This is a genomic window from Stenotrophomonas sp. HMWF023, from assembly GCF_003060985.1.
GTDB lineage: Bacteria > Pseudomonadota > Gammaproteobacteria > Xanthomonadales > Xanthomonadaceae > Stenotrophomonas > Stenotrophomonas lactitubi.
Window position 1 is genome coordinate 29,137 of record NZ_QAIJ01000124.1, and the last position, 12,651, is coordinate 41,787.

13 protein-coding genes and 1 tRNA gene are annotated in these 12,651 nt (G+C 66.0%); 9 read left to right on the forward strand and 5 right to left on the reverse strand.

Features of this window, described 5'->3' with window-relative positions:
- On the reverse strand, positions 1–938 hold a 938-nt coding region (locus tag DBR20_RS06585; protein ID WP_219927795.1), incomplete at its 3' end, for a DJ-1/PfpI family protein.
- 90 nt (positions 939–1,028) lie between these two features.
- On the opposite strand from DBR20_RS06585, the gene DBR20_RS06590 reads away from it, so the two are divergent.
- Genes DBR20_RS06590 through DBR20_RS06600 form a run of 3 tightly spaced genes read left to right on the forward strand, consistent with a single transcriptional unit; the run spans position 1,029 to position 4,164 of the window.
- Positions 1,029–2,240 (forward strand): YbfB/YjiJ family MFS transporter, encoded by a 1,212-nt coding sequence (locus DBR20_RS06590; protein ID WP_108265617.1) that lies wholly within the window; start codon positions 1,029–1,031, stop codon positions 2,238–2,240.
- A 32-nt stretch (positions 2,241–2,272) separates the two neighbouring features.
- Positions 2,273–2,698 carry an acyl-CoA thioesterase gene (locus DBR20_RS06595; protein WP_108265618.1) on the forward strand — a complete coding sequence of 142 codons (426 nt, stop codon included), beginning with the start codon at positions 2,273–2,275 and terminating at the stop codon, positions 2,696–2,698.
- On the forward strand, positions 2,692–4,164 hold the full coding sequence (locus DBR20_RS06600; protein WP_108265619.1) for an acyl-CoA dehydrogenase family protein: 1,473 nt from the start codon (positions 2,692–2,694) through the stop codon (positions 4,162–4,164). The genes DBR20_RS06595 and DBR20_RS06600 overlap by 7 nt, the downstream gene beginning before the upstream one ends.
- Positions 4,165–4,283: 119 nt before the next feature.
- Here DBR20_RS06600 and DBR20_RS06605 read toward each other — a convergent pair whose 3' ends face one another.
- The 3 genes from DBR20_RS06605 to DBR20_RS06615 all read right to left on the reverse strand — a co-directional run bounded on the left by DBR20_RS06605 (position 4,284) and on the right by DBR20_RS06615 (position 7,031).
- Positions 4,284–4,664: a DUF805 domain-containing protein gene (locus DBR20_RS06605; RefSeq protein ID WP_108265620.1), complete on the reverse strand. Its 381-nt coding sequence runs from the start codon at positions 4,662–4,664 to the stop codon at positions 4,284–4,286.
- A 342-nt stretch (positions 4,665–5,006) separates the two neighbouring features.
- Positions 5,007–5,080 (reverse strand) — tRNA-Gly (locus DBR20_RS06610).
- A gap of 106 nt (positions 5,081–5,186) precedes the next feature.
- Positions 5,187–7,031: an autotransporter domain-containing protein gene (locus DBR20_RS06615; RefSeq protein WP_108265621.1), complete on the reverse strand. Its 1,845-nt coding sequence runs from the start codon at positions 7,029–7,031 to the stop codon at positions 5,187–5,189.
- Positions 7,032–7,237: 206 nt separating this feature from the next.
- Between DBR20_RS06615 and thiS the strand changes: the two genes are divergently transcribed.
- From thiS to DBR20_RS06635, 4 genes are all read left to right on the forward strand, one after another.
- Positions 7,238–7,438 carry a sulfur carrier protein ThiS gene (gene thiS, locus DBR20_RS06620; protein ID WP_025874279.1) on the forward strand — a complete coding sequence of 67 codons (201 nt, stop codon included), beginning with the start codon at positions 7,238–7,240 and terminating at the stop codon, positions 7,436–7,438.
- 114 nt (positions 7,439–7,552) lie between these two features.
- Positions 7,553–8,347 carry a thiazole synthase gene (locus DBR20_RS06625; RefSeq protein WP_089236612.1) on the forward strand — a complete coding sequence of 265 codons (795 nt, stop codon included), beginning with the start codon at positions 7,553–7,555 and terminating at the stop codon, positions 8,345–8,347.
- Positions 8,347–9,081 (forward strand): tRNA (guanosine(46)-N7)-methyltransferase TrmB, encoded by a 735-nt coding sequence (trmB, locus tag DBR20_RS06630; RefSeq protein WP_108265622.1) that lies wholly within the window; start codon positions 8,347–8,349, stop codon positions 9,079–9,081. The genes DBR20_RS06625 and trmB overlap by 1 nt, the downstream gene beginning before the upstream one ends.
- A 27-nt stretch (positions 9,082–9,108) precedes the next feature.
- Positions 9,109–10,956, forward strand: coding sequence for an SLC13 family permease (locus DBR20_RS06635; protein WP_100460182.1), 1,848 nt, complete (start codon positions 9,109–9,111; stop codon positions 10,954–10,956).
- Between the two features lie 305 nt (positions 10,957–11,261).
- On the opposite strand, the gene DBR20_RS06640 is transcribed toward DBR20_RS06635, so the two are convergent.
- The gene (locus DBR20_RS06640; RefSeq protein WP_049469607.1) at positions 11,262–11,597 is read right to left on the reverse strand and encodes a Rieske (2Fe-2S) protein; all 336 of its coding nucleotides are present in this window, start codon (positions 11,595–11,597) and stop codon (positions 11,262–11,264) included.
- A gap of 178 nt (positions 11,598–11,775) precedes the next feature.
- Between DBR20_RS06640 and DBR20_RS06645 the strand changes: the two genes are divergently transcribed.
- Positions 11,776–12,057 carry a hypothetical protein gene (locus DBR20_RS06645; protein ID WP_089236615.1) on the forward strand — a complete coding sequence of 94 codons (282 nt, stop codon included), beginning with the start codon at positions 11,776–11,778 and terminating at the stop codon, positions 12,055–12,057.
- A gap of 70 nt (positions 12,058–12,127) precedes the next feature.
- On the forward strand, positions 12,128–12,651 hold a 524-nt coding region (locus DBR20_RS06650), incomplete at its 3' end, for a fumarylacetoacetate hydrolase family protein (protein ID WP_108265637.1).

A 12,651-nucleotide genomic window follows, 5' to 3' on the forward strand; every position in this document is an offset into this window, starting at 1 on the left:
CGTTCGGCAACGTCATCGATGGACAGGTCGGTCATCTCCAGCAGGCGCTGCGCCATGCGCATGCGCACCGCCTGCACCAACACCCGCGGCGAACTGCCGGTGACCCGATGTACCCGTCGCGCCAGCGTGCGGGTGGTCAGATGCAGGCGTTGCGCGGCCTCTTCCATGCCCAGCGGATGCGGCAGACTGGTTTCGATCAACGATTCGAAACGGCGCACGGTGTCATCGTCATGGTCGGCACCCTGCCACGCCATGTAGCGCGCCTGCGTGCTGCGGCTGTCGACCAGCAGGAAACGCATGACCGCTTCGGCCACTTCGCGGCCCGCGTACTGCCGTACCAGATGCAGCATCAGGTCCATCTGCGCCATCGCTGCGCCGGCGGTGGTGAGGCGTCCGTCCTCGACCACCATGCAGGCCGGGTCCAGCCGCGCGCGCGGGAAGCGACGACGCAGCAGGCTGGACAACGCCCAGTGGCTGGTGATGCGACGTCCGTCCAGCAACCCGGCCTCGCCCAGCACCAGCACGCCCGAACAACTGGCGCACGTACGTCCACCGCGCTCGTGGAACTGCCGGGCGAGCCGTGCCAACTGCTGCGCATCGACCATCGCCAGGCGACGCAGGGCGATGCCATCTGTGTAGCGCGCGTCCAATCCGCAGGGCTCGTGTCCGTTGACGTCGAGCATGCCGTCCAGGCCGAGGCTGGGAATCACCAGCACACCAGGATCACCGTCTCCGATGCTCGACAGCGGATCCGCGCGCAGGGTCATGCCGTTGCTGAGGCGCAGATGGCGGCGGCTGCCGACAACCCGCCAACGCAATGCCGGTCGGCCCAGCCGCTCGGCCGAGCGGTTGGCGAAGTCAAGCACGTCCAGGGTCGCGCCGACGCTGGCTGCAAGGGTGCCGTCGAGGACGGCGATGACGAATTCGGGCGTGTCCATTCCGGATTCTTTTTTGTCAATCAGGACACCTCGCAGTCTAGGCCAAGACCGTTCTAATGGGTGACGCACTGATCAGGAGACGCCAGCAACATGCATTCAGGGCCACATGCCACTGTCCTGGCCTCAGCGCGCAGCGCGCTGCCCTCGCTGTGGCCCGCCTTCGCCCTGTGCCTGTCGATGGCGGTGGCCAACGGCCTCGGCCGCTTCGCCTACGCGCTGCTGCTGCCGGCCATGCGCGAGGACCTGCACTGGAGTTACGCGCAGGCCGGCTGGCTCAACACCGCCAATGCACTGGGCTATGTGCTGGGGGCCGCCTCAGCCTATGCCCTGCTGCACCGGGTCAGCGCGCGCCGCCTGTTCCAGGTGGGGCTGGGCCTGTGCCTGTTCACCCTGGCCGCAACCGGCGCCAGCGGGGCGCTGCCATGGCTGAGCAGCCAGCGCGCGCTGAACGGTATCGGCGCGGCCTGGGTGTCGGCGTGCGGCAGTACCCTGGTGCTTCTGCATTACCGCCACGCACCGGCACGGCGCGGTGCGGCCACCGGGCTGTTCTTTGGTGGTGCAGGCATCGGCATCGTCGCGGCCGGACTGGCAGTGGCGCCGCTGCTGGCACTGCGTGGCCCTTCGGCATGGCCGCAGGCGTGGCTGGCACTGGGTGCGGTGGGACTGCTCGCCTCGCTGTGGCCATTGCGGCTGGCCGGCCAGGTGCAGGAAGCGGCAGCCACGGCCGAGGAAGATCGCAGCGGACCACTGCCACTACGGCACCTCGGCGTCTGCCTGGCCGCGTACTTCTGCTGGGCCGGCGGCTACATCATCTACCTCACTTTCATCTTCGCCTGGTTGCGCGAACACGGCCTGTCCTGGCAGTCGGGTGTGGCGGTGTGGAGCGTGCTGGGCGTCGCCATCCTCGGTTCGGGCCTGCTGTGGCGTCGCGCACTCGGACAGTGGCCCGGTGCCTACACGCTGTCGCTGTGCTGCGCGATTTCGCTGCTGGGTACGCTGGCGCCGCTGCTGGGCGGCACCGCCAGCCTTTTCGTTTCAGCGGCCGTGTTCGGATCCAGTGCGTTCATCGCCGCGGCTGCGATCGCGGTGCTGGTCCGGCAGAACCTGCCCGCAGCACGCATCGGTCGCGCGATGGCGCTGTTCAATCTGGCCTTCGCTGCAGGTCAGGCGATCGGTCCGGTCGCCGCCGGCGCGATCGCCGATCGCATCGGCCTTGATGGCGCGCTCTGGCTCAGCGCCGCGCTGCATCTGGCCGCTGTCCTGCTGCCGTGGGCGGCACGCGCTCCGCGGTACGCGGACTAGCGCCCACATTCCTTCCCCCTTCGAGGCCATCCATGCGCACTTCCATCTCGCCCCGCTTTTCAGAAGTCGACGTACTCGGCCACGTGACCAACACCGCGCTGCCGGTGTGGTTCGAGCACGGGCGGCTGCCGATCTTCCTGCAGTTCAGCCAGAGCGAGAACATGCGCGACCTGAGCCTGATCCTGCGCCGCTACGAGATCGACTTTCTCAAGCAGATCCGGGCCAGCCACGACGTTGAGATCGAGACCCGTATCGATGCGATCGGCCGATCGTCGCTGTCGATCGTGCAGAGCGCGCTGCAATACGGGCAGCTGGTCGCCAGCGGCCGCTGCGTGATGGTGCACTTCGACTACGCCGCCAACACCACACGGGAGATCGACAGCGCACGCCGCCACGCACTGTCGATCTTCTTCACCGAAGCGTACGCACAGTCATTGGCAATGAGGGAACCATGCTGACCAGGACACACCGCGATACCGAGACCTTCCTCCGGCAGATCCAGGATGCGCTGCCGGCGTTCGACAGCCGCGTGCTGCCGCAACAGCCACTGCCGAAGGAGCGCTGGACCGAACTGATGGACCAGGGCATCTGCCTGCCGGCGATTCCGGCTACGCACGCGGGCCGGCACAGCCATCGCGAGATGTGCGAGGTGATCGAGATCGTTTCCGAGTACAACCTGCCCTTGGGCATGTACACGATGATCGTCACCGTGCTGTTCCTGCGCAATGTGGCACTGTCCGGATCACCGGCACTGCAGGAAGAAGTCTTCGACGACTTCCAGGAAAATCCGGTGATCGGCGGCATCGCCTTCACCGAGCCGGAATTCGGTTCGAGCCTGGCGCGGATGAAGACCACCTACGAGGAAACCGATGCCGGTTATCACGTGCGTGGCAGCAAACACTGGCAGGCATTCAGCGCGCAGGCCGACTGGTGGATCGTATGCGCGCGGCAGTACGCCGGCAAGGAATTCGGCTACTTCGTCCATCGACGTTCGGAAGGTGGCTTCGTGACCACCGAGGTATACGACAGCCTGGGCCTGAAGAACCTGGGGTATGGCCTCAACGACATCGACATTCTGGTGCCGGCGCAGCGGCGGCTGGACAAGCGTCGCAGCGGCCTGGGCGATACCGCCGAGATTCTGTGCGCCTCCCGCTTCAGCAAGGCGGCGATGTCCAGCGGCTTCCTGCGCAGGCTGTACCGCGAGGCACTGGCGCAGACCAAGGGGCGGCAGATCGGCAAGGGTTGCCTGTACGACATCGACTATGTGCGCTACAAGGTGTCGCGCATACGCAACCACTACGTGATCTGCAACGCGCTCTACCATCACCTGCTACTGGAAGAAGACTACCGCCACGACATCGCTGGCAGCATGTTCGCATCGCTGGCGACCAAGGTGCTGTCATCGGAACTGATGCTGGAATCGGCTATCGACTACCAGCAGCTGTGCGGTGGCGAGGGCTATCGCACCGGCGCGGACAACATCGCAGCCAACGCCCTGCTGGATGCCCGGGTCTATACCCTGTTCGACGGCACCAACGACCTTCTCTGCCAGCATCTGGCCGACATCGCGCTGCGCGAGATGCACATCGGTGGCCTGTCGGGCCTGGGCGAGGTACTGCGCGAGAGCCCCCACACCCGCCACGCGGCAGCGCAGGTGCGGCAGCTCGATTGCATCGACACCGACAACCTGGGCCAGGCCGGACGGGTGATCCTCGGCCGCATGCTGTCACGTGTGTTCGGGCTGGATTGCCTGGTCCGCCGCGCGCAGCGCCTGCACCTGATGCCAGGCGCCGGCCTGGTTGCCCGCGACCACGAATCGCAGGCGCGCTATGACCGTCGCGACATCCGCCTGGCCTCGAAGCTGCTGATGCTCAACCTCAATGCGTTGCGGGAAGAGCTGGAATACGTGCAGAACGAGGACTGAGCACGGAGAAGGCCGCCCACGGGCGGCCTCAGGGTCATCCCATCCGGGCTGTCAGCATGGAAGGTGCGATGGGAATCCAATCCCAACCCGCCCAATCGAAGCGGCAGGGTCCATGGTGGTCAACCAAATCTATTCTCTTCCTCGCTGCCGGGGAGAAGCATCACCGGAAACAGAACGAACACCCCTAAAGGAACCAACGCAATCACAACGAACCATCCAGACTCATCAATGTCGTGCAGTCTTCGGACGGTCAGCGCGAGCATTGGCAGAGGGAAAAGCATGAGTGCAACCAACGCTACCACCCGTCCCGCATCCCCGAGACGCGAGGACAGTTCCCAGCTGTGTAGATCGGTACCGATCAGCCAGTATCCGGCATTGTCCAAGCTATAGCTGAGCGCCGCGACGAGAGCAGCAAGCAGAAAGAACGACCAGAATTCTGTCCGGTTGGATCGCCCTGAAAAATCAAGGCATCGCCTGAGTGGCAAAAGTGCAGCGATCATTCGCGCTCCGGACAACGGATGATGAAAACCTCTAGCTAACGATCTTTTAGCATCTCCAAACCAAGCAACAACTGAACTATCGGCTCGACAAGAACCGGAAGGCCGAAGGGGGAGCGAAGGGGATTTCCAGTTTCGCGATCTCCACGCCATGACGGCGCAGACAGGGCCTGTTTGGCAATCGACATTCGCGAGGTGCCGGCCCGGCTGGGGCATTCACCGGTCACCACGACCGGGATCCACGTGCAGAAGAAAAGACGTTCCAAAGCCACTTCAACGCATTGAATTGCGGAGCGGTCCGGATATCGCGGAGCGGCTGGAAAAGCCGCGGACCTTTGGGAGGCATGGAGCGGGCGAAGGGAATCGAACCCTCGTCAGTAGCTTGGGAAGCTACAGCTCTACCATTGAGCTACGCCCGCGTTGTCCGACAAGTCTATGCGGGGCACGTGTTCAAACGCAACGGGCAGGCCCTTGCAGCCTGCCCCTTGAGTAGACGGCAGGCCCGCAGGCCTGCCGTCGTGCGCATCAGAAGCTGCCGCTGAAGCTGGCAAACAGCGTCGCGTCCTGCGCACGCTTCTGCAGAGTGGTGGCGCTCAGGCCGATGTTGCTCTGCAGGCCGAACAGTTCCATGCGCGCGCCCAGGATGGCGGTCGCATAGTTCTTGTCGAAGTCCATGCCCGGCACGCGGTACATGCCCACGTCCGGCAGGCTCTGCACCCAGGCGCTGGCCTGCTCGGTGTCTTCGAACTCGTGGTCGTAGGTCACCTGCACGTACGGCTTGACGGTGCCGCCGTCGAAGCGGGCCTGCCAACCGATACGGCCCACGGTGGAATCGACATCCTGCTTGCCGTAACCCAGCGCGGTGGCGAGGGTGCCGGCATCGGCGCTTTCGGTGTAACCGTCGATCTTGACCTGCTGCCAGATCACCGAGGCGATCGGGCCGTGGCGGAAGCCGCCTTCGGTGCCGAACTCGTAACCGGCGTTCAGGGCGGCGGTCAGATTGCTGCCGTCCGGCGAGCCGCTGTGCTCACGGGTTGCCGGGCCGAGCTGGACCTTGCGGTTCACGTCATAGGACAACCAGGTGTAGCTGACCTGGCCATTGACCCAGATGCGGTCGCCGTACCAGCCAGCGAACAGACCTGCGGTCGTGTCCTTCTGGGTGAAGTCGCCACGGCTGTTGCCGAAGTCGGCATTCAGACGGCCAAAGCCGGCGAAGCCGCCGAAGACCATGCCGTCACGTGCCCAGTCGATACCGAACAGGCCGGCCGGGGCCAGACCGTCGTACAGATCGGCGTGGTCGTAGCGCTGCATGTCGCCGCGCACGCCGCCCCACCACGACAGACCGTCAGCCGGGCGACCCGCCTGGTGCAGGCTGACCTGGTCGGCACGCGAGCGGCCGATGGTCTGTGCCGAATGGCTCAGCACCTGCTGCAGGCGCGGACCTTCGAGGATCGACACCGCGTACTGGCCCAGCAGCGCATGGCCGGCGGTGGTCGGGTGCACGCCGTCGGCGAACAGGTAGGCGGTGGCCGCATCCGGGCTGACGTAGCTGGTCGGGTTGCAGGTGAGGATGCTGGTGGTGGTATCGGCGGGGTTGATCCTGCAACCGGTGTCGGTGACGTTGCGGAAACCGTACATGCCCGGGTTGGCCGCCACTTCACGCAGCACGGTGAAGGTGTCGAGCGGGATGAACTCGATGCCGGCCTGCTTCAGGCCGCCATACAGGGCCTTGTTGTAGCCGGCCGCCAGCGCGGTGGCCTGCGCGGCGCCGGCCGGGCCCAGCGAACGGAACTGCGGGGCAATGCCGACGTCGGGCAGGTTGGGGACGAGCACGTACTCGGCACCGGCCTGCTTGAGGGCGCCCACCAGGGCCACCTGGTCGGTGACGGCCGCGCCGATGATGGCCTGCGCCTGGGCCGGTGCACGCGCTGCGGCGAACAGGTCGTTGGCACCGCCCCAGACCGTGTACAGGGCATTGGCGTCAGCCTTGCCGCCGTTGGCGGCCAGGTAGCGGGCCGTCTGGCTCTTCAACGATGGGATGGTGCCCAGGGCACTGGCCACGTCGACGCCGACACGGGCACCGCCGACAGCGTAGTTGTCGCCGTTCTGGCCGTTGCCGTTGGCAGCGCCATTGAGGCCGTAGTAGTTGGCCACCTGCTGCGACCACACCCAGCCCGGGTTGGTGGTGAACTGGCCAGTGACCGGGCGCACGTCGGCCGGCAGCAGCGGACGGAAGTAGCCGGCGTCGGTCAGGCTGTCGCCGAAGAAGACCGCGTGGCTGTAGGGGGATTCGCCTGCCATGGCCGGCAGCGCGGCCAGCGCGATCGCGGCCGCCATGAGGGAGCGGATCGGGCGTTTGCTGAGCAGCATGTAAAAACTCCTGTGGGGATATCGTTGAGGTTCCGACGCACGTACGCCGGCGCACGGTGAATGGTTTCACTGCGCCGCCAATTGCTCACGCTGCGCCGCCGCATGGATTGTCGCCCGAGCCAGGCCTGGTGGGCTTTGCCGGTGCGGGCGTAGCGCGCAACTTGCAACGGTTCCGATGCGAACCGGCGATCAGCGACAATGGCCGCATGAACATCCAGCTCAATGGCGAACCCCGCACCCTGCCCGCTTCGGCGACCCTCCTGGACCTGCTCGCGGCCGAGCAGCTGCTGCAACGCCGGGTGGCGGTGGAGGTCAACGGCGAGATCGTCAGCCGCAGCCGTCATGCCGAGCATGTGCTGGCCGAGGGTGATGTGGTTGAGATCGTGCATGCGCTTGGCGGTGGTTGAAGCAAGGCCCGTGCCCTGCGCTCGCCGGGCATGGCCCGGCGCTACCCGCGCTGACGTCTCCGGCGGGGTCGACACGACGACCCCATCTTCAGGCGGATAAGCGATAATCGCGCCATGAACGCTCATGTCTCCCCCGATTCGCTGGTGATCGCCGGCAAGACCTACAGCTCGCGGCTGCTCACCGGCACCGGCAAGTTCAAGGATCTGGAAGAAACCCGCCTGGCCACCGAGGCCGCAGGCGCCCGGATCGTCACCGTGGCCATCCGCCGCACCAACATCGGGCAGAACCCGGGCGAACCGAACCTGCTCGACGTGCTGCCGCCGGACCGTTACACCATCCTGCCCAACACCGCCGGCTGCTACACCGCTGAGGATGCCGTGCGCACCTGCCGCCTGGCCCGCGAACTGCTGGACGGCCACAACCTGACCAAGCTGGAAGTGCTGGGCGACCAGAAGTCGCTGTACCCGGATGTGGTGCAGACCCTCAAGGCCGCAGAACAGCTGGTCAAGGACGGTTTCGAGGTGATGGTCTATACCTCCGACGACCCGATCCTGGCCAAGCGCCTGGAAGAGATCGGCTGCGCTGCGGTGATGCCGCTGGCCGCGCCCATCGGCTCGGGCCTGGGCATCCAGAACAAGTACAACCTGCTGCAGATCATCGAAGACGCCAAGGTGCCGATCATCGTCGACGCCGGCGTGGGCACTGCTTCGGACGCGGCGATCGCGATGGAGCTGGGCTGCGACGGCGTGCTGATGAACACCGCCATCGCCGGTGCGCGCCATCCGGTGCTGATGGCCAGCGCGATGCGCAAGGCCGTTGAAGCAGGCCGCGAGGCGTTCCTGGCCGGCCGCATTCCGCGCAAGCGCTACGCCAGTGCGTCCTCGCCGATCGATGGGTTGATCGGCTGATGACCAATCCATTCGACAGCGCCGGTTCGAAGGCGCCGCCCAAGCCGTTCACGGTCAACGAAGGCCGCCGTGAAGTGCGCAGCTTCGTGCTGCGCCAGGGTCGTTTCACCCCGGCCCAGCAGCGCGCGTTCGACGAGCGCTGGCCGCGTTTCGGCCTGGATTTCAGCGGTGAACCGCGTGATCTGGATGCCACCTTCGACCGCGATGCGCGCAAGGTGCTGGAAATCGGCTTCGGCAACGGCGCCGCGCTGCGCTTTGCCGCACAGCACGACCCGAGCCGCGACTACATCGGCCTGGAAGTGCACGCGCCCGGCGTCGGCCGCCTGCTGAACGCGCTGGCCGACGACAACGCCGACCACGTGCGCCTGTACCACCACGACGCGGTGGAAGTGCTGGAAAAGGAAATCGCCGATGGCGCGCTGGACGAAGTGCGCATCTATTTCCCCGACCCGTGGCACAAGAAGCGCCACAACAAGCGTCGCCTGATCCAGCCGGGCTTTGCCGAGCTGCTGGTGCGCAAACTGCGCTCCGGTGGCCGTCTGCACTGCGCCACCGACTGGGAAGATTACGCCGAGCAGATGTGGGACGTGCTGGATGCCACCCCCGGCCTGGTCAATCGTGCCGGCCCGCGTGGCAGCGTGCCGCGTCCGGACTGGCGCCCGCAGACCCACTTCGAGACCCGCGGCCAGAAGCTCGGCCATGGTGTCTGGGACCTGTTGTACGACCGCACCTGATGAACGCCTGAGGACGCCGCGCCCCACATGGATACCGCGCTGACGCTGACCACTGACATGAAGCTCGTACTCGGGCTGGTCGGCTTCACAATGGCGATGTTCCTGTTCGAGCGCATCCGCGCCGACGTGGTCGCGTTGGTGGTGCTGGTGGTGCTGGGCGTGACCGGCCTGATCGCGCCGGAGGAGATCTTCGGCGGTTTTTCCGGCAACGCGGTGATGAGCATCATCGCCACCACCATCCTCGGCGCGGGCCTGGACCGCACCGGTGCGCTGAACCGCCTCGCGGCCTGGCTGCTGCGGCGCGGGCATGGTGTCGAGCAGCGGCTGCTGATGATGACCACGGCCATCGCCGGCCTGAACTCGTCCTTCATGCAGAACCCATCGGTGATGGCGCTGTACCTGCCGGTCGCCTCGCGCCTGGCCGCGCGCACCGGGCTGACCATGCAGCGCCTGCTGCTGCCGATCTCGGCGGCGATCGTGATGGGCGGCGCGCTGACCATGGTCGGCAACTCGCCGCTGATCCTGCTGAACGATCTGCTGGCCTCGGCCAACAACAACCTGCCCTCCGGCCTGGCCACCATCGAGCCGCTGCGCATGTTCGCGCCGCTGCCGATCGGCATCGCCCTGCTGATCGCCTCGCTGCTGTATTTCCGCTACTACGGCGACCGCAAGCTGGTGGAAGAGGAAAGCCTGGTCAACGACGGCACCACGCCGGCCCGCACCGAGAGCTACTTCGCCAAGACCTACGGCATCGAAGGCGATGTGTTCGAGCTGGTGGTCACCGCCGAGAGTCCGCTGGTCGGCATGACCTTGGGCGAAGCGGAGAACCTGCACGATTCACCGCTGCTGCTGGCGCTGAAGACCGGCAACGACACCCGCTTGGCGCCGCCAGCGGAAATGCGCATCTGGGTGGGCAGCGTGCTGGGGGCGATGGGCCCGCGCGAACAGATCCACGATTTCGCGCAGAACCAGTTCCTGCGCATGTCCTCGCGCCTGAAACACCTGGGCGACCTGTTCAATCCCAGCCGCGCCGGCATTTCCGAAGCGGTGGTGCCGCCGACGTCGAACGTGATCGGCAAGAGCGCGGCCGACCTGCGCCTGCGCAAGGAACGCGGTATCAGCCTGCTGGCGATCAACCGCGACAAGCAGGTGATCCGCGAAGATGTGCGCGATGTGCAGCTGCGCGCCGGCGACATGCTGGTCTTCCACAGCATCTGGACCGACCTGGCGCAGGCCGCCAAGAGCCGCGACTTCGTGGTGGTTACCGACTACCCCACCGGCGAGCAGCGCCCGCACAAGTTCAAGATCGCCATGGCGATCTTCGCCCTGACCATCCTGATCGCGCTGACCAGCAAGCTGCCGGTGGCGCTGACGCTGATGACCGGCGTGGCCGGCATGCTGTTGACCGGTGTGCTGCGCATGGACGAGGCCTATGCCTCGATCAACTGGAAGACGGTGTTCATGATGGCCGGGCTGATTCCGCTCGGCTGGGCGATGGATTCCAGCGGCGCCGCGGCGTGGGTGGCCGGCCATACCATCGACAAGCTGCCCACCGGCATTCCGGTCTGGGTGCTGGAACTGGCGCTGGCGCTGCTGACCACGGTGTTTTCGCTGGTGATCAGCCATGTGGGGGCGACCATCGTGATGGTGCCGATCGCGGTGAACCTGGCGCTGGCGGCAGGAGGCAACCCGACCGCGTTTGCGCTGATCGTGGCGCTGTCGGCGTCCAACAACCTGATGACGGCGTCGAACCCGGTGATTTCGATGATCACCGGCCCGGCCAACTACACTCCGCGCGAGATGTGGCGGGTTGGCGGCCCGCTGTCGCTGATCTACACCTGCGTGGTGGTGGTGATGATCAACCTGATGTTCTGAGCGGTCTTCTCTGCAGGGCTGCGCCCTGCACCCGCAGAGGCAACGACAACAACAACAGCCTGCATTCCGTGGGATGGCGGGGTGGGCCCGGTTGCGGGGGGCGCTGCAAGTACATCCATGTAAGCTCGGTCGCGCCATCCATGGCGCTCACGCCCCCGCAACCGGCCCCACCCCGCCTTCGACAGATCGCTGCAATCTGCGGTAAATCCACGCCATGCGTGGATGAATCTCTGGATAACTGTTGATCTGTTGGGTGCGGACTGTTGGCTTGGTGGGTGCGGACCGTTGGTCCGCACACCGATGCATCAGGCCAGGTAGACCTGCCCGTCGCGCACGTCCACCGGCACTGCACGCAGGCGGTCGCCCTTGCAGGGGCCGGCGATGCAGTCGCCGCTGTCCAGCGCGAACGAGGCGCCGTGGGCGGCGCAGACCAGGTGGCCTTCGCGGCTCTTCAGGAACTGGCCGGGTGCCCAGTCCAGGCGGCGGCCCGCGTGCGGGCAGATGTTCAGGAACGCGCGCACCTGTTCACCGTCGCGGTACAGCAGCAGCGACTCGGCATCGCCATCGACCACCGCTTCAACCTCGGCAAACGCGCCATCGGCAATGGCATCAAGGGTGATCAGGGCGACAGCGGCAGTCATGGCGAAGGCTCGGACGGAATCGCGCATTGTCGCATGCCTGGTCATGTGACTAGCTGCGACATGAACACAAGTCATTGATCCGTAATAAGCCAAGGCTATATTTAACGAGTTTTTCACTCAATGACAGTGGCAGCTGCCGATACTCATGGCTCGCTGATTTCCAGCCTATCGAGCCACCATGTTCAATCGCGATTTCGCCTTCAACCAGTTCCGCACCCTGTTTGCCCCGCGCAAGCCGCGCCATCCGCTGGTGCGCGTTGCCGTGGGCCTGCTCGGCCTGGCGATCCTGGCCGCGATGGTGTTCATCGGCGTATTCGTCGGTGCGGCCATGATCCTGGTGGGCCTGGCGTGGAAGCTGCTGGCTTCGCGCAAGCCCGGCCCGAGCCGCCCGGCCGACCCGAACGTGGTCGAGGGCGAGTACCACGTAGTGCGCAAGTCGGCACTGCCGGCCTCGCGCTGATCGACGCTGCCCGCTGACGGCGGGCCTTGCTGCGTTCTAGACTGCGGGCACTCCCTTCCTGGATGCCCGCATGTCCGATGTCTCCGATGTGATCCCTGCTGCAGCCACGCCGCGTGTACCGGTCGTGGGTGGCGGCAGTTTTCCCGTGCACCGCATCTACTGCGTCGGCCGCAACTTCGCCGACCATGCGCGTGAGATGGGTGCTGCCGTGCCTGCAGCAGACGATCGCGGCCGCCCGATGTTCTTCACCAAGCCGGCCGACGCCATCGTGGTCGGCCACGATGATGTGATCCCCTACCCGCCTGCCACCCGCAACCTGCACCACGAAGTGGAACTGGTGGTGGCGATCGGCCGTGACGCGCCCGCCGGCGAGCTGGCCGTGGGCGATGCCGAGGCACTGGTCTATGGCTATGCCGTGGGCCTGGACCTGACCCGCCGCGACCTGCAGGCCGCCGCCAAGGAAAAGGGCCACCCGTGGGATTCGGCCAAGGGCTTCGATGCCTCCGCGCCGATCAGCGAGATCGTGCATGCCGGTGAAGTCGGTGACCTGGCTGCGCTCAACCTGTCGCTGGAGATCAACGGCGAAGTACGCCA

What these genes read in the sequence shown, in the direction of transcription:
- DBR20_RS06590 (WP_108265617.1), top strand. Translation starts at nt 1,029, where the DNA reads ATGCATTCAGGGCCACATGCCACTGTCCTGGCCTCAGCGCGCAGCGCG.
- DBR20_RS06595 (WP_108265618.1), top strand. Translation starts at nt 2,273, where the DNA reads ATGCGCACTTCCATCTCGCCCCGCTTTTCAGAAGTCGACGTACTCGGC.
- DBR20_RS06600 (WP_108265619.1), top strand. Translation starts at nt 2,692, where the DNA reads ATGCTGACCAGGACACACCGCGATACCGAGACCTTCCTCCGGCAGATC.
- DBR20_RS06605 (WP_108265620.1), bottom strand. Translation starts at nt 4,664, where the DNA reads ATGATCGCTGCACTTTTGCCACTCAGGCGATGCCTTGATTTTTCAGGG.
- DBR20_RS06615 (WP_108265621.1), bottom strand. Translation starts at nt 7,031, where the DNA reads ATGCTGCTCAGCAAACGCCCGATCCGCTCCCTCATGGCGGCCGCGATC.
- thiS (WP_025874279.1), top strand. Translation starts at nt 7,238, where the DNA reads ATGAACATCCAGCTCAATGGCGAACCCCGCACCCTGCCCGCTTCGGCG.
- DBR20_RS06625 (WP_089236612.1), top strand. Translation starts at nt 7,553, where the DNA reads ATGAACGCTCATGTCTCCCCCGATTCGCTGGTGATCGCCGGCAAGACC.
- trmB (WP_108265622.1), top strand. Translation starts at nt 8,347, where the DNA reads ATGACCAATCCATTCGACAGCGCCGGTTCGAAGGCGCCGCCCAAGCCG.
- DBR20_RS06635 (WP_100460182.1), top strand. Translation starts at nt 9,109, where the DNA reads ATGGATACCGCGCTGACGCTGACCACTGACATGAAGCTCGTACTCGGG.
- DBR20_RS06640 (WP_049469607.1), bottom strand. Translation starts at nt 11,597, where the DNA reads ATGACTGCCGCTGTCGCCCTGATCACCCTTGATGCCATTGCCGATGGC.
- DBR20_RS06645 (WP_089236615.1), top strand. Translation starts at nt 11,776, where the DNA reads ATGTTCAATCGCGATTTCGCCTTCAACCAGTTCCGCACCCTGTTTGCC.